General features: G+C 41.3%; 13 protein-coding genes and 1 riboswitch. Of the genes, 3 read left to right on the forward strand and 10 right to left on the reverse strand.

What is annotated here, in order from left to right:
- Positions 1 to 7: 7 nt before the first annotated feature.
- From NIES592_RS09750 to speB, 6 genes are all read right to left on the reverse strand, one after another.
- Positions 8 to 865: an ABC transporter permease gene (locus NIES592_RS09750; protein WP_073555636.1), complete on the reverse strand. Its 858-nt coding sequence runs from the start codon at positions 863 to 865 to the stop codon at positions 8 to 10.
- Positions 862 to 1,902 (reverse strand): ABC transporter substrate-binding protein, encoded by a 1,041-nt coding sequence (locus NIES592_RS09755; RefSeq protein WP_062248363.1) that lies wholly within the window; start codon positions 1,900 to 1,902, stop codon positions 862 to 864. The genes NIES592_RS09750 and NIES592_RS09755 overlap by 4 nt, the downstream gene beginning before the upstream one ends.
- Positions 1,903 to 1,924: 22 nt before the next feature.
- Positions 1,925 to 3,487, reverse strand: coding sequence for an OmpA family protein (locus tag NIES592_RS09760; RefSeq protein ID WP_062248361.1), 1,563 nt, complete (start codon positions 3,485 to 3,487; stop codon positions 1,925 to 1,927).
- A gap of 473 nt (positions 3,488 to 3,960) precedes the next feature.
- Positions 3,961 to 4,653 carry a hydrogenase nickel incorporation protein HypB gene (gene hypB / locus NIES592_RS09765; RefSeq protein WP_073555637.1) on the reverse strand — a complete coding sequence of 231 codons (693 nt, stop codon included), beginning with the start codon at positions 4,651 to 4,653 and terminating at the stop codon, positions 3,961 to 3,963.
- Entirely contained in the window at positions 4,637 to 5,038 is a 402-nt protein-coding gene (gene hypA, locus NIES592_RS09770; RefSeq protein WP_442345906.1) for a hydrogenase maturation nickel metallochaperone HypA, read from the reverse strand. The genes hypB and hypA overlap by 17 nt, the downstream gene beginning before the upstream one ends.
- A 272-nt stretch (positions 5,039 to 5,310) precedes the next feature.
- A complete protein-coding gene (gene speB / locus NIES592_RS09775; protein ID WP_073555638.1) occupies positions 5,311 to 6,504 on the reverse strand; it encodes an agmatinase in 1,194 nt (397 codons plus the stop codon).
- Between the two features lie 81 nt (positions 6,505 to 6,585).
- A riboswitch (guanidine-I (ykkC/yxkD leader) is annotated at positions 6,586 to 6,696 on the reverse strand.
- A 314-nt stretch (positions 6,697 to 7,010) separates the two neighbouring features.
- On the opposite strand from speB, the gene NIES592_RS09780 reads away from it, so the two are divergent.
- A complete protein-coding gene (locus tag NIES592_RS09780; protein ID WP_073555639.1) occupies positions 7,011 to 8,222 on the forward strand; it encodes an EcsC family protein in 1,212 nt (403 codons plus the stop codon).
- A 267-nt stretch (positions 8,223 to 8,489) separates the two neighbouring features.
- Here NIES592_RS09780 and NIES592_RS09785 read toward each other — a convergent pair whose 3' ends face one another.
- The gene (locus NIES592_RS09785; protein ID WP_073555640.1) at positions 8,490 to 9,017 is read right to left on the reverse strand and encodes a HigA family addiction module antitoxin; all 528 of its coding nucleotides are present in this window, start codon (positions 9,015 to 9,017) and stop codon (positions 8,490 to 8,492) included.
- A gap of 161 nt (positions 9,018 to 9,178) precedes the next feature.
- On the opposite strand from NIES592_RS09785, the gene NIES592_RS09790 reads away from it, so the two are divergent.
- On the forward strand, positions 9,179 to 10,660 hold the full coding sequence (locus NIES592_RS09790; protein WP_062248351.1) for a leucyl aminopeptidase: 1,482 nt from the start codon (positions 9,179 to 9,181) through the stop codon (positions 10,658 to 10,660).
- A 130-nt stretch (positions 10,661 to 10,790) separates the two neighbouring features.
- A complete protein-coding gene (locus tag NIES592_RS09795; RefSeq protein WP_073555641.1) occupies positions 10,791 to 11,273 on the forward strand; it encodes a helix-turn-helix domain-containing protein in 483 nt (160 codons plus the stop codon).
- A 355-nt stretch (positions 11,274 to 11,628) separates the two neighbouring features.
- Here NIES592_RS09795 and NIES592_RS09800 read toward each other — a convergent pair whose 3' ends face one another.
- From NIES592_RS09800 to NIES592_RS09810, 3 genes are all read right to left on the reverse strand, one after another.
- The gene (locus NIES592_RS09800; RefSeq protein ID WP_009457388.1) at positions 11,629 to 12,702 is read right to left on the reverse strand and encodes an LOG family protein; all 1,074 of its coding nucleotides are present in this window, start codon (positions 12,700 to 12,702) and stop codon (positions 11,629 to 11,631) included.
- 668 nt (positions 12,703 to 13,370) lie between these two features.
- A complete protein-coding gene (trxA, locus tag NIES592_RS09805; RefSeq protein WP_256678112.1) occupies positions 13,371 to 13,718 on the reverse strand; it encodes a thioredoxin in 348 nt (115 codons plus the stop codon).
- A 493-nt stretch (positions 13,719 to 14,211) separates the two neighbouring features.
- A complete protein-coding gene (locus NIES592_RS09810; RefSeq protein WP_062248347.1) occupies positions 14,212 to 15,375 on the reverse strand; it encodes a GuaB3 family IMP dehydrogenase-related protein in 1,164 nt (387 codons plus the stop codon).
- Positions 15,376 to 15,795: the final 420 nt, after the last annotated feature.

A 15,795-nucleotide genomic window follows, 5' to 3' on the forward strand; every position in this document is an offset into this window, starting at 1 on the left:
TTATTTGTTATTTGTCATTTGTTATTGCCCATTTACAAGAAACACGCAATAACAATCGAAACAAAACGTCAATTCCTAAACCAATTAAACCAATTACAATTAATCCAGCAAAAATTTCATCTGTTTTCAAATACCTTTGGGCAACACTAATTCGGCGTCCTAAACCTTCAGTTGCTGCTACCAATTCCGAGACAATTACTAAATTCCAAGATGCAGCCATGTTGACACGACAAGCATCGATAATATTAGGTAGAATAAATGGAAAAATAACTTGTAGTAAAACTTGTTTTCTTTGACCACCTAAAGTATAAGTGGTTTCTAATAATTCCTTGGGAACAAACTTCACTGCATCCATCACCATTAAGGTATTAAAAAACAGTGTGCCGATAAAAATCAGCATGATTTTCGGCGTTTCTCCCAAGCCAAAATATAAAATTAGTAAGGGAATAAATGCCGGGGCTGGCATATAGCGCACGATACCAATCACTGGTTCTAGCAACGCCCGAATGCTGGCAAAAGTACCCATTAATGTGCCTAAGGGAATGGAAATAATTGCTGCTAGGGAAAATCCACCCAGGACTCGAAATAAACTAAAGGCAATATCTTTTTGCAAATCTCCACTTGCCAAAAGCCTTTGAAATGCCTCCCAAACTTGACCAGGAGAAGGAAGAAATAAAGGTGGAATTAATCCTGTATTAGAAATAATCCACCACAGAAGTATAGGTACGGAAATTGACAAGAACATTAAAGTCCAAGCCAAGTTATGAGGAATATCCTCAGCAATGCGCCAAAAGTATGATTTTGGTAACATTTTCTGAGGACGTCCGCAATTTATTTCTGGCAAATTTTCAGCGTGTTGGTTCATGATTTTTGCTTGGCTGCGTAGGCTTTGATAAAGCGATCGTCAAAGATTTGGTTAAGATTAGGTGCTTGTTTAATCAAACCGCTCTCAACCAGAAATTTACTAATTTCCTCAGCAGCATATCTTAGAGATGTCATGTTGTTACCGGGATTAAATGCTTGGACATTTTCTTCTAGAGTAAAGATTTTAGTCCCTGCATCGTATGCTTGATATTCGGCAACAGACACCCCTGCACGTTTTGCCATAATTTCGTAAGCTTTTGCTTGATTTGCTCTCATAAAATCTAAGGTTGCAAACCAAGTATTTACTAATGCTTGGACATCTTGTGGTCTCTGATTAATGAGTTGGCGACTGACAACTAAATGGTCAGGAATTGCTCCTGGAAAGTCTTTAGAACTAAATAATTCTTTACTACCAGGACGTGATAAAGCCTTTGTGGTGAAGGGTGCAAAAACTCCCACTGCATCAACTTGACCAGCAACAAAAGCTGCGGCGGCTGCACCTGTTTCTAGTGGTTGAAACTGAATATCAGCTTGTGTTAAACCTGCTTTTTTTAGACCTAGTAATAATAAAAAATGGTCAACAGTTCCTTCTTCAGCTGCAACTTTTTTGCCTTTGAGGTCAGCAATAGTATTAATTCCTTCTCGGACAATAATTTTATCGTTGCCAGTTGAATTGTCATTTACCAAAACAATCACCTGATCTGAACCAGCTGCTACTGAACTAATCGTGTCATTTAAAGTTTGCGTATTGGCATCTAATTGACCTGCTCTCAAAGCATTAATGGAATCTAAATAGCCATCAAACCACTTCAAATCGACATTAACTTGATTTGCTTCAAATAACTTTTGTTCTTGAGCAATTTGCCAAGGAAACCAACCAGGCCAAGCACTAAAACCGAATTGAATTGGTTTGGTATTTGTAGGAGTTGCAGCCGAATTTCCTGATGTAGAAGTTTGTGGAGAAGGAGTACAACTGACAGCAACAAGTAAACTGATGAAAAATAAAGCTAATAAAGATGGCAAAATACGTAACTTCATGAAACTCCTCTCACAACTAATACTAGTTAACACGAACTAGACGAATTTCCGTCCGTTGATTACGTTTATCCTCGGGATGAACTCCAGCTAGTGGCTGGCTAGAACCTTTACCCACAGCTACAATCTTGTGCTTGAGACCGCGATCGCGCAGATAATTCGCCACTGTCTGCGCCCGTTTTTGACTCAGAGTTTGGTTAAAATCGGCTTCGCCAAACTTAGAAGTATGACCAATCACTCGTATAGCTATTGTTTGTTCGTTGAATTCTGCAATATCCCGACTCAGCTTATCTAGCGTTTCCTTACCTTGATTTGTAAGCAAAGCAGAGTCAGTTGTAAATTTCACCTCTCCTTGCAGTTGTAAATTGCCAATATTAGGGGCGGTGGCTATCTGGTTACTATTCAAATTCGCAATGGGCGCGATCGCTTTTCCTTTACCAGCAAATCTGTCTGCTAGTTCCGGGTTGTCAATACGTACCTGTTGAATTAAATTGTGGGTGTTTTTCGCCGCCTCCGCTATGAATTCGGAGGTAAAGAGTTCTTTGGGATTCTGGGGAACTTGATTCATTTTGCCTACTAGCGCCAGCACCGCAGCAGTAGAGTTGATGCGTTTCTCTAAGGTGCCATCTTTCATCCAGTTATCAGCTTCCACGGAGGTAAAAAAGTCAATACCTTGCAAAACTGCGTTAGCATCAGCGCTAGATAACTTGCCATCAACAGCAATTTGTGCTTGCAACTGTTCAGCATTGCGGACATTAGTATCAATAAACCGATAATAAAAAGTGAGTAATTGTGATATGCTCTCTGGTTGCGACTCCATCAGGCGGTTAGAAGCAACAATCACATCCACAATTGTCCCCGGTAAATCCTTACTTGATAGCACCACCGTGTAACCCCTCTGTCTGGCTTGGCTGACATAAGGTTCCCAAAGCACAGCAACTGCCACATTTTGATTGGAGTCTTGCAATAGCTTCCAGGCTTCGGAAGCATCTGCCACTTTTTTGATTTGGAAATCTGACAGCTTAAACTCCTCAAATTTTGTAGTCAACACCTGTGCCAAATACTCGCTAGGAGTATCCCCGGCAAAGACAATTGTGAACTGTTCTCCCTTGTTGCGTGCTTCCTCTACTAATTGCCTCAGAGCCAGCATTGATTTGAGATTGGGGTATTTCTTAGTGTTGAGAATAACCGCGTCTGCTCCCACCGTAGTGTCAATTAGCCCCACAATTTTTCCTTGAGGCTGTTGTTTGAGAAACTGATCCAGTGTCGTTACCAAAAAATCAGATTGTCCCTGGTTAAAACGTTCACTGCGTTTAGCTTGGTCAAATTCATCTTCATAACGCAGGTTTAAACCAGCTTTTTTTAGCGCTTCCAAAAAAGTCTGATTGCGAAAAGTGCTGTAACCACTAAAAGTATCTCCCAGAAGTGTTAATTTTTCATCCATCAATTTAGCTGCGGATGTATTTTTTACACTTGAAAAGGTAGGAGATGATAATTGGTCGATTAACCAAATCGTACCAAAAGTCAAACAAGAAACTCCTAGCCCAAGAGCCAAAAAAAGAAAAATGGGAACGTTACGCTTACTCATAAGACCCGTCGATTATAGTATCGAATTAGACAATTTATTTGGTCTTTGCAGTAGATTTACGCGTGCAATTAATCCCTGAGTTTAACTAAAGTAAGGCTTGAATTTTTGCGACAAATTAATATTATGTCCGGATGAACACTTGTAAAAAAACGAAGAACCTCACCCCAACCCTCTCCTTGCTAAGGAGAGGGTTGGGGTGAGGTAATGCAGAAATTAGTAAGTAATTGGCTGAACTTGATATTAGTCCTTTATCCTTAATCATTTTTCGTTAGTTTTGTAATTGCACCTTACAAATAGTGCAAAATAAATCTGTACCGTAGATGCATCAAATTGCACATTTCTACAATCTGCCAATGTCAGGGTTAGTCAATTAATGACCTTCAAGACATAGTAAAGTTCCTGTTAGTTCATTTGACGATGACTTTGCGTAAATATCCGTATCATACCAAACTAGTGGCTCTTATACCTAACTTTCACTGTGAGCTTAAAGGGTAGTTTAAGGATCTAAACTGACGCACCCAATCAAACCAAACTTCCAAGCCTTCACCTGTTTTTGCAGAAACAGGAATAATTGTGACATCGGGATTCATCTGACGAACATTAGCTGCAATGCAACTAATATCAATATCCAAGTAAGGAGCCAAATCTATTTTGGTAATCAGCAGACAATCTGCTTCTTGAAACATAATTGGATATTTCAGAGGCTTATCTTCACCTTCAGTCACGCTCAATAAAGCAACTTTGGCGTGTTCTCCAACTTCAAATTCAGCAGGACAGACTAAATTACCAACATTTTCTACCAACACCAAATCAAAATCATCAGGATTATATTCATGTTCTAGTCGATGAATTCCACCTGCCACCATTTTGGCATCCAAATGACAAGAACGACCTGTATTAATTGCAATCACAGGCACACCGTATTTTCGCAGACGTTCTGCATCTAAATCGGTGGTCATATCCCCTTCAATTACCGCAATTTTTAACTCATTGCTCAAAGTAGCAAGGGTACGCTCTAGTAGTGCTGTTTTACCAGCACCCGGACTACTCATAATGTTGAAACAAATAATTCCCCATTTATCAAAATGCGATCGGTTGTGATCAGCCCCTTGCTGATTAGCATGAAGCAAGTTAATTCCTAAGGCTGCGTCAAATGTTTGATGCATAAGCGTACTCAATTTTGTCAATTTTTAACTCTCTACCTGAGCGAATATCCTCCATAGGAGAATTACATTCAGGACAAGCATATTGCCAGCCAATTTGCGGTGAATATTCTTGTTGGCAACGGTGACAAAAAGCAATTAATGGTGTTTCTTGAATCACCAGTTTTACCCCTTCTAAAAAAGTATTGTGCGTTTGCACCTCAAAAGCAAATTGTAAGCTTGCTGGTTCAACACAAGTAAACTTACCAACAATTAGGTGAATTTGAGAAATCTGAGGGCGCTCAGGCTGGGATTCCCACCAATCTTTTACAGTTAAAATGAGCGCTTTTGTCATATCAGTTTCGTGCAAATTTTCTCTCCTTCGCCCCAGGCTAAAACCCAAGGTCAATATTGATCCAATATCATCAAATCTGATTCATCAATTACTGCATCTATACCTCACCCCGGCTGCGCCACCCCTCTCCTTACCAAGGAGAGGGAAAGGGAGTGAGGTTTCGCGGATACAATAAATAAACAAACGGATTTCATTTCATAGCGAAATATTTACTATTCAGACTTTGCGCCCCTTTGCGCTCACCTTTGCGTTCCTCTGCGTTTCAAATCGCCTCAAATCGCCACTTTTTTATGCAATCCCCACACCACACACAAATGCCAATGATATTACCTCCAATCTTCCACTAACTCTGATTGGGCTTCGGGGTGAATATACGCGGGTTTTTCTTTGCGTGGTAATTGACCAGATATAACTAAATGGGCCATTGTGTCACAAATCACCCGTGTCGCCATTAATGATGTAATGTCACTGATATCGTAAGGAGGCGAAACTTCTACAACTTCCAGACCACAAATAGGTGCTTTTTGGACAATTTTACCTAACATGGAAAGCGCTTCACGCGGTAATAATCCACCAGGTTCAGGCCAGCCTGTTCCAGGGACAAAACCAGCATCAATGCAATCAATATCAAAGCTAATGTAAACGCAGTCAGTACCATCTAAAGCCCGTTCTAAGGCAAAGTTGACTGCTGCATCCAAACCCATCTCTGTGATGTCCGTAACTGTGAGGATGTTGGTAGCTCTTTCTCGGCAAACTTTTACACCTTGTCGCGGTACTTGCCAACCACCAATTCCCAATTGCACGAGGTTTTTTGCGGGAGCATTTTTAATATTTGTTGCATGGAACCAGGGACAGGTATGCATCCGTTCATCAAGGTCTGTTTCCTGGGTATCGACATGACGGTCAAAGTGAATAATTCCGACTTTTTTGTCACCCAAGTGACGGCAAATACCTCGCACTGTTGGAAATCCAATTGAGTGATCGCCTCCCATAATAATGGGAAATGCACCAGAACTAAAGATGTGGGCAATACCTTTAGAAATTTGGTCAAAAGACTTTTCGTTATTGGCAGGAATGGTAAAAATATCACCCACATCACACAAGGTTATTTGCTCGCGTAAATCAACACCTAGTTCAAAGTTATAAGGGGTGTATAATGCGGAAATGCGACGGATTCCTTGCGGGCCAAATCGAGTTCCGGGTCGATAAGTAGTACCAGAATCGTGCGGTACACCCACGATCGCAACGTCGTATTCACCGACTTTCCGCACATCTTCCAAATAAGGCGCTTTCAAAAAAGTATTGATTCCGGCAAAGTGGGGAAGTTCACCGCGAGAAAAAGTAGGAATGGAGCGATCGCTGATACTTTCTGCTGCTTCTAAACCAAATTCTAATCCTCGAGAAACTTCCTGCTGCCACCCTGTCAAAGGCAAATTCGCTTCTTTTTGCAGCGCCCGATTCGCTTGTGTTTCTGGTCGTTGGAAATGAGAATTGGCATCACTACAAGATTGATCTGTCATGTCTCAAAATATGACATCTAAACAATAACTAAGGAAAAACTATAGCCCGAGTAAGTCATAACAGTCCAATTTCTGCTATGTACCTCCCGGGCTTTTTTCCCGCCGTGTGCCAGTTTTTGTGAAACTGGTTGCTTCTCTTGGACCAGTCGTTTAACTTCCCTGAATTAAACCGGAACCCTAGAAGCTATATATTTTTACCCAATTGCTAATAGTTATTTTTAAGGACAGGCTTTTTATACCCAACGTTTATAGATAGCAATAATTTTTCCGCAAAAATGTATTATTAGTTACAAAATTCTCTAGAGTACTTCTATCAAAGCAATTGAGGTGTTTTATTTTTGATAACAATTTATTAAGTGAGGTAGTCCGGCACGAATTAAAGTTAACTAGTTATGATTGTCAATTTCACCCCATGGGGAATCTGATTTATCCTCCCAGAAAGAGGTCAAGGCGATCGCACCTCCGTTAAAACCGAAATAGAAGGATGTTACTGAAGGTGCCAAGCAATGGCAGATAAATCTAAAAAAGATAGAGAAGATCAAAAAACAAATAATATACCCACTTCCGATATAAAAGAAGATAAACCATCTTTGTTAGAATCCTTTGCCGAAACATTAGGCTGCGTAGCCGGAACCGCAGTCGGGGTAGGAACAGCCGCTGGTAGTACAGCGATTGAAGCTGGTAAAGCAGTTGCAGAAACAGCAGCTGGTGTCGGGGAAGTAGCAGCCAAGCAAGTACACCAACTATTTGAGCAAGCAACTCATACAGCAGGACAAGTAACAGAACGTCTGGGTGAGAACTGGCTGATCCGCAGAGTAGCTGGTGCGTTAAATCTCAATTGGCTAGTTGGTGCTAGTGAGAATGTTGATTTAGACAAATCCGCAGCATTAGTGAAAAAGCTTCAGCAGGAACATCCTGATGAATCACCTACCCAAATTGCCCACCGGATCATGGTGGATAAAGCAATGAAAGCCGGTGGAATTGGTTTGGCAACAAGTATTTTACCGGGTTTTGCAGTAGCACTGTTGGCAATTGATTTAGCAGCTACAACCCAATTGCAATCAGAAATGATTTATGAGATTGCCGCCGCCTATGGGTTAGATTTAAAAGATCCCAGCCGTAGAGGTGAGGTGTTGGCAATTTTTGGTTTAGCTTTAGGTGGTGGTCGTCTGTTGAGAACAGCAGGTTTAGGCTTGTTGCGAAATGTACCTTTTGCGGGTGCGGTGATTGGTGCTAGCTCGAATGCGACAATGATTTATTCTTTGGGATATGCAGCTTGTCGATTTTATGAAGCGAAGCTAGATGAATCCAAGTCCCTGACTTCTGAAGAAACCTTAGCAGAACTCAAGCAACAAAGCGATCGCTATTTGGAAACTGCGATCGCTCAACAAGCAGTCATGGATCAAATTTTAGTTCACATGATCCTAGCCAGACATCCAGACAAGACTTGGGAAGAAATTTTACCAGAGTTAGAAGCTGTAAATCTCAGTCCTGCTTCTTTGGAAGCAATAGGCAAAAATATCAAATCACCCCAGCCTTTAGAGCAACTTCTCAATCAACTTAACCGTGATTTTGCCATACCACTGTTAGTTCAAGGTTACAGAATTGCCAAACTCGATGGTGAGATTAAACCAGGAGAACAAAAAGTTATTGATGCGATCGCCACTAAATTTAATATTGATTTGAATAAAATTCAGTCAATGGTCAATAGTCAATAGTCAATAGTCAATATGAGCTATTGACCACCAACTACCAACCACAGGAAAAACGCACCTTAAAGTGGCACATGTATGAATGATATCAACACAATTAGCATGTGTTATATCAATTCCTTTATACGTGAAACATACTTTGTGTTGTACCAGACGTGCCATGGCACGTCTCTACAGGATTTAAATGTATCGTGATTAACTTGAAATGGTCTTAACTAAGGCTTTTTCTTCTAATAGATTGCCTTGCTTAAACTTAAGCATCATTAAGTTAGCTTAGTTATCAATCCAGTTTTCTAAATGAGGGCTAACTTTGACGAGTAACGATCTCAAATTTTTATGGTCAACTAACTTGTCATGCTGCAAACGACCAAGAATGATTCCTGGATGTGTGCGATAAGTATAAGCAAATTCTTCAATTGCTTGACGGGAGAAGTATTTTTTTATCCCACAAATAAAAGCCTTAAAGGCTTGAGGTTCTATCAACCAGTTAGCAGCTTTTTGTCTATATAATCGACTTTTACGAGCTATATCTTGCTCCTTTTTTTCTTTTCCCACTAGATGCAGCCGATACTTTGCTTCGAGGTTTGTCCAAAACTCAGCAGAAGTTCCCAAGGCTTGGGACAATTCAATAGCTGTTTCAGGTGTAATTTGCTTGCTTCCCCGGATGATTTCGTTGATGGTTTGAACTGGACGACCCATGATTTCTGCTAAATCTTTCTGTGTCCAGCCACGGGCTTCTAATTCTCGACTTAAAATTTTTCCTGGTGTTGGTACTCTTGCTGGTGTTAGCTTCTGGCTCATATTGCTCCCTTCCCTTAGTAGCGAAAGTTAGTGGTAGTCCTCAATGTCGATTATTGTTAGGTAATGTCCCTGCTCATCTGTATAGCAACAACCGTTAACAACTCATAAAACACGAATTTTACGCAATACTGGTACAAGAACTGTTACACACAATCAAAAAAATGGAAATTATACCTAGTAGTACCCCGATTTTAGAGTGGACTGGAGATGGTCTGGCTGTAGGATTATTTGAAGATAATACAGAGCTAACCGGCGAATTGGCGACTTTAAATGAGAAATTTGCAGGGTATATAAAAGAACTAATTGCTGAAGAGGAATTTAAGGGAAAAGTCGGTAGCACTGCTTTCACAAGATTAGGTAGTGGTAGCCCAGTTCGTAAAATTATCCTGGTGGGCTTAGGAAAAGCAGATGCATTGAAATTGGATACTTTGCGCCGTGCAGCAGCTGCGATCGCTCGCCAAGCCAAAAAGCAAAAATGTAAAACTCTGGCTATTAGTTTACCAGTTTGGAACAACGATCCTGCCCAAACTGCCCAAGCCTTGGCTGAAGGTGTGCAATTAGCACTATACCAAGATAATCGCTTTAAGTCAGAACCTGAGGATAAAGGGCCACAAGTAGAAATCGTAGAATTACTGGGACTGAATGGACAAGAGGCGGCGATCGCTCGTGCTAATCAAATTTGTTCTGGGGTTATTTTGGCAAGGCAACTGGTAGCGGCTCCTGCTAACGAAGTAACACCAATTACAATGGCAGAAACCGCAATGGCGATCGCTTCCGAAGCAGGAATGCACATAGAAATCCTGGAACGGGAAGACTGTGAGAAATTGGGCATGGGTGCGTTTTTGGGAGTAGCAAAAGCATCTGATTTGCCACCAAAATTTATTCACCTCACCTACAAACCAGAAGGTACACCCAAACGCAAGCTAGCAATTATTGGTAAAGGCTTAACCTTTGATTCTGGTGGACTCAACATCAAAGGTCCAGGTAGCGGCATCGAAAACATGAAAATAGATATGGGTGGTGCAGCAGCGACTTTTGGTGCAGCCAAGGTGATTGGTCAACTCAAACCAGATGTAGAAGTTCACTTCATCTCCGCCGTTACCGAGAATATGATTAGCGGCCATGCCATGCACCCTGGTGATATTCTCAAAGCATCTAACGGTAAAACAATAGAAGTGAATAACACCGATGCGGAAGGACGCTTGACTCTAGCCGATGCTTTGGTATTTGCTGATAAACTTGGCGTTGATGCGATCGTTGATTTAGCGACTCTCACTGGTGCTTGTGTGATTGCCTTAGGTGATGATATTGCTGGTTTGTTTACTCCTGATGATGCTTTAGCTAAAGAGTTAGAAACAGCAGCGGACAGTGCAGGCGAAAAAATTTGGCGACTTCCAATGGAAGAAAAGTATTTTGAGGGAATGAAGTCTGGGATTGCGGACATGAAAAATACAGGTCCTCGTCCTGGTGGTTCCATCACTGCTGCCTTATTCTTAAAACAATTCGTTAAAGACACTACGGCTTGGGCGCACTTGGATGTAGCTGGGCCCGTTTGGACAGATAAAGAAAACGGCTATAACGGACCTGGCGCGACTGGCTTTGGTGTTCGCACCCTTGTAAATTGGGTGTTGAGTTATTCGTAAATTCAACCATCCTTTTTACAGGACAGCAAACTCATCTTTGTATTTGCAAGGGTAGGCATAACACCTACCCTAATATTTTTGATAGTTTTGAGAAATTGTAAGTAAATACCAATTGGGAGATAGAGTAAACGTGAAAGGAGGAAGTAAGTATCAACCACTTTTAGAATATCTCCAAAGAACTGATTGCCCTGAAATCACCCTTTCTTTCACAGAAATTGAAAAATTGATTAATAGCACCCTACCCAACTCAGCCAGAAAAGAACGCCGATGGTGGGGAAACCGCAGCACAGGTTCACCCCAAGCCTCAGCTTGGATGAAGGCAGGGTACTTAGTAGAACTTAACCTAGAATCAGAAACTGTCACTTTTCGCAAACCGACTGGTAGCTACAAAGTTCAAACTGCAACTAATACTATGAACTGGAACAGCGAAACCATCAAAGCACTACGCCTGCAAATGGGACTTTCCCAAAAAGAATTTGCCGAAGAGTTGGGCGTTCGCCAGCAAACCGTCAGCGAGTGGGAAACAAGTGTATATGAACCAACTCGCGCCACATCAAAACTTTTAAGCATGGTAGCTGAAAAAGCTGGATTCAAATACAAAAGTGGAGAGTAAAACTACAAATTGTAAATGATACATTGACATTTATACACGCTACCGTGTAAAAACAAAATAGACTTTTTGGAAAAGTCGTTTTTGCACTATTTCAGGTAAAGCGGAAAGGTTAAAGTTTTTTGCTTTCTCCTTTACCTTTTCTTCAACAACTGCCAATCAATTTAATCTATTGAAACCTATCGCTTTAGGAAGACCTTACCAACAACGCGATACTCTTGATCATAAATGTAGTTGTAGAGACGTGCCATGGCACGTCTCTACATTGGTTAGTAGTTAGTAGTTAGTAGTTAGTAGTTATTTCTCTACTCCTCACACTCCCAGTCATCAGATATATCAGACTTACAGTGAAACGGTATCACTTCAATTCTGGGTGGGCTCTATCTTCTGGTGAAGGCGCACCCATACTGTTGATGGCTGCAATCATTTGATAAAGACGCCCTAAATCTCGTTGATTGAAGTAAAGAACTAAGCGTGGTAGTTCTAAAGTTTCATCTTGTCTTTCTTGGGGTAAAGCTTGACTTTTTTCAATCCGTCCTGTCACCAGAATGTCACTAAAATTAGCGTTTAATTGCTCTACTTCCGCATCTGATATATCTGTTCTCAGACGAATTACTAGGCGATCGCCTACATAGCGACTAGAATGATAAACCTGGTAAAAACGGGTAATAGCATTACAAGCTACCACCAGATCATCTGTCACTGTGTAAAGATTTGGGTCTTCGGGACTTACCAAACCATTTTTCACTAATTGTTTATCAATATATTCACTCCAAGAACGCCAGTAGTCTCCACCAGGACGGTCAATTAAGACTACGGGTACTGGGCCAAACTTACCTGTTTGGCTTAAAGTCATACACTCGAAAGCTTCATCTTGAGTACCAAACCCACCAGGGAATAAGGCGATAGCATCACTTTCTTTTAAAAGAAATAACTTGCGAGTAAAGAAATACTTAAAATGAATCAGCTTCGGATCACCCTCAATAATTGGGTTTGCTTGCTGTTCAAAGGGTAGTTGAATATTTAGACCAAAAGAATTTTCTCGTCCAGCACCTTCGTGACCAGCTTGCATAATCCCACCACCACCACCGGTCATGACCATAAATCCCAATTGAGTGACATAGCGAGCGAAGTTAGCTGCCATGTGATATTCTGGCCTTTCTGGTGATATGCGAGCCGAACCAAATATGGTTACTTTCCGGACATGTCGGTAGTTATGAAAAAGCTGGAAACCACGTTCCATGTCTATTAAAGCAGCGGACATGATTTTCCAATCAAGGCGATCAACATCACTCTCAGCCAGACGTACTATGGTAGCTAGCGCCTGCTGAATATATTGTCGATGCTTCAACGTTGGTAAACGCTCAAATAATTCGACGATATCGGTTTGGAGAGACTCTAATGTGTCAAACGACGACGCAGATGAGGTCATGAGAACTGTAGCCAAAGCGGCACTATATTTTACCTGAATTTGATTTCAATGTGGAATTTCTCAACCACTACAAATTTTCAACTGTCTGCCATTGCCAATTTATCTTGAGAACACTTAAGTAAGTGGTTAAACAAAATTAAAGTTGTCGGTAGGACATCTGTAATTGGGAGATGGAGAGAGAATTTCTCCCTATCACCCCACCGCCCCTAATCCTCATAGGAGACTCCACGTTCCCCATCTTCTTCTGAATTGTCTAAGACAAAAAAGCACCTCCAGTTATAAAAACCAAGGTGCTACTACTTTCTTTGCCAACTAAAAAATTACTTTGAAATAACAGAATATAGGGCGGTTTACCAAAAATGGCTACAACCGGGAAAACATGTTAAAAGCTGGTGATCAAAGCTTTACAGCCTTGAATTTTTACCTTTTGCATTAGTTTTTCCCACTGGGAGTTGGCAAACAAAGAGTTAGAAATGAATCACAGATGACTTTTTTAGAGTAGACTTTATTGCTATTCTGTGTTGGGTAGTAAAACACAGTGCAAACTACAATAGTTGGAAAAATATTAGACATAGGACACTAGCTGTAGTATCCCTTTATTTGGCTAGCAAATACCGAAAATTTTTGGAGTGAAAAACACTCCAAACGTATTTGCAGTAGCTTAGACTTTAAAGATATTTTTCCAAAGTATTAGCTAATGTAGATTTAGGCACAGCTCCCACTACCATATCAACTTTTTGCCCACCCTTAAAAATCATCAATGTAGGAATGCTGCGGATTCCGTACTGACTAGCAACATTAGGATTCTCATCGGTGTTAACTTTAACTACCTTGAGTTGACCTTCATACTGAGCTGCTATTTCATCTACAACTGGGGCTACCATCCGGCAAGGACCGCACCAGGGTGCCCAAAAGTCAACCAAAACAGGAACTTCGCTGTCTAATACTTCCTGCTTAAAAGTAGAGTCGGTAACTTGTGCGGCTGCTGACATGGCTACAAACCTTTGCCTATATATTTTTGATCGTGCTGAAATTCTACCATAGCAAAAAGCACTGCTTGGAGTCAGACATATACATTTGTATTTAACACTTCTACGGCTTGATGGGATTTTTAGGGGTTAAACTTCTAGAGAAACGTCAATTGCCTCTACTATTTGCGGCCTTAACCTGTCCTTCTGCATAAGGAACCGCCCGGAACAGCAGTCCGGGCGGAGTGTGGTGTGAGGAGTGAACGGAAACATGCGTCTCCGCTATTCCTATTGTAGGCGACATATGTGATTTTTCCAGTAAATCTTTTAGAGTCTGGAAAAATTTTTTTGTAGTTGTTAGTGGTTGGTTGTTGGTGGTTCGTGGTTAGTGTTTAGTTGTTATTTACTCCTCACACTCCTCACACTCCCCACGCTCCTCACACTCTACCCTTACGGGAAGCCGCGCTGAGCGCGTCTACACACTCCCCATCTCCCCATCTCCCCACATTTCCACATTCCCCCTACTAACAACTAACCTGTCTTATTTGCCCATACCTAATTGTTGAGCTTTTTGATATACTTTACCCTCAGTTAACAGGGAAGGAGCGATCACAACTTCGACTTGCTGCATTTCTTTGAGATTTTTTGCTCCTAATGTACCCATACTAGTTTTTAAGGCTCCTAAGAGATTATGAGTACCATCATCTAGCTGTGCTGGACCGACGAGAATTTGTTCTAAAGTGCCAGTCGTACCTACGCGAATGCGCGTTCCTCGGGGCAATACAGGGCTAGGAGTTGCCATACCCCAGTGATAACCACGTCCTGGTGCTTCACTAGCCCTGGCAAAAGGAGAACCAATCATGACTCCATCTGCACCACAAGCAATGCACTTACAGATGTCACCACCAGTAATTAAACCACCATCAGCAATTACTGGTATGTATTTACCTGTTTGTTGATAATACTCATCACGGGCAGCTGCACAATCTGCGATCGCTGTCGCCTGTGGTACACCCACTCCCAACACACCACGGGAAGTACAAGCAGCACCAGGACCAATACCAACGAGAACTGCAGCAGCTCCTGCCTTCATCAAGTCTAGGGTAACTTCATAAGTGACGCAATTACCCAAAACCACAGGAATAGGCATTTCTTGGCAAAATTGAGCCAAGTCAAGGGATACTATAGATTCTGTCGACAGGTGTGCTGTGGAAACAACTGTTGCTTGCACAAAAAATAAATCTGCCCCTGCTTTTGCCACTACTGCACCATATTTACTTGCCCCTGCTGGAGTTGCACTCACTGCGGCAATACCGCCTTGTTGTTTAATTTCTCTAATTCTTTGTTCAATTAATTCTGGTTTAATGGATTCGGCATAAAGTGCTTGCATCAAGGGGACAAATTCTTCTTTGCCCACCGAGGCTATTTTGTCTAAAATTGGCTCTGGATCAGCATAGCGAGTTTGAATTCCTTCTAAATTCAATACACCCAATGCTCCTAAGTTTGATAGAAGCACAGCCATGCGAACGTCCACTACACCATCCATCGCGCTGGCAATAATTGGGATTTCTCGCTCAATATTACCAATACGCCATTTTGTGTCTGCCAAACTCGGATCTAGCGTCCTGTTGCCAGGTACTAAAGCTATTTCATCTATACCGTAAGCCCTACGAGCTGTTTTTCCCCGCCCAATTTGAGTTTCCACGCTGTTAATGTTCCCAAATCTGTTTAAGCTAGGGTATCAAATTGTGGAGATATTTGCAGCGGTTTTTTGCAAACGAACTACCCAAGTAACAAAAAACGCCAACAAGAATCAAGATAAACAACAAGGCTGAATGAGTCAGTTGTTGCATCTTTAGTACTTGATGTTGGTGTTAGCTAGGTTCTCAAAATTTTGGTGATTCAGGTGTCAATTATTACTTAGTTATTTTCACCCATGCCTGGTTGTTTTGGCATCTTTAAATTCAATACGGTTGAGTTAGTCGATTTAGCAAAAGGGTTTAAGGGTGTAAGGGTGTAAGAAAAAATAAGAATTTTTCTTAAATTCATATCTTTAAAAATACTCCAAAATACCCGGAAATTTTTACCCTACAGCCACAAAATCTTCCTACACCCCTTTTTTTTC

The sequence above is a fragment of the Fischerella major NIES-592 genome (assembly GCF_001904645.1).
In the GTDB taxonomy this organism is placed as follows: domain Bacteria; phylum Cyanobacteriota; class Cyanobacteriia; order Cyanobacteriales; family Nostocaceae; genus Fischerella; species Fischerella thermalis.

What these genes read in the sequence shown, in the direction of transcription:
- speB (WP_073555638.1), bottom strand. Translation starts at nt 6,504, where the DNA reads ATGACAGATCAATCTTGTAGTGATGCCAATTCTCATTTCCAACGACCA.
- NIES592_RS09790 (WP_062248351.1), top strand. Translation starts at nt 9,179, where the DNA reads ATGGAAATTATACCTAGTAGTACCCCGATTTTAGAGTGGACTGGAGAT.
- NIES592_RS09760 (WP_062248361.1), bottom strand. Translation starts at nt 3,487, where the DNA reads ATGAGTAAGCGTAACGTTCCCATTTTTCTTTTTTTGGCTCTTGGGCTA.
- NIES592_RS09780 (WP_073555639.1), top strand. Translation starts at nt 7,011, where the DNA reads ATGGCAGATAAATCTAAAAAAGATAGAGAAGATCAAAAAACAAATAAT.
- NIES592_RS09755 (WP_062248363.1), bottom strand. Translation starts at nt 1,902, where the DNA reads ATGAAGTTACGTATTTTGCCATCTTTATTAGCTTTATTTTTCATCAGT.
- NIES592_RS09800 (WP_009457388.1), bottom strand. Translation starts at nt 12,702, where the DNA reads ATGACCTCATCTGCGTCGTCGTTTGACACATTAGAGTCTCTCCAAACC.
- hypB (WP_073555637.1), bottom strand. Translation starts at nt 4,653, where the DNA reads ATGCATCAAACATTTGACGCAGCCTTAGGAATTAACTTGCTTCATGCT.
- NIES592_RS09785 (WP_073555640.1), bottom strand. Translation starts at nt 9,017, where the DNA reads ATGAGCCAGAAGCTAACACCAGCAAGAGTACCAACACCAGGAAAAATT.
- NIES592_RS09750 (WP_073555636.1), bottom strand. Translation starts at nt 865, where the DNA reads ATGAACCAACACGCTGAAAATTTGCCAGAAATAAATTGCGGACGTCCT.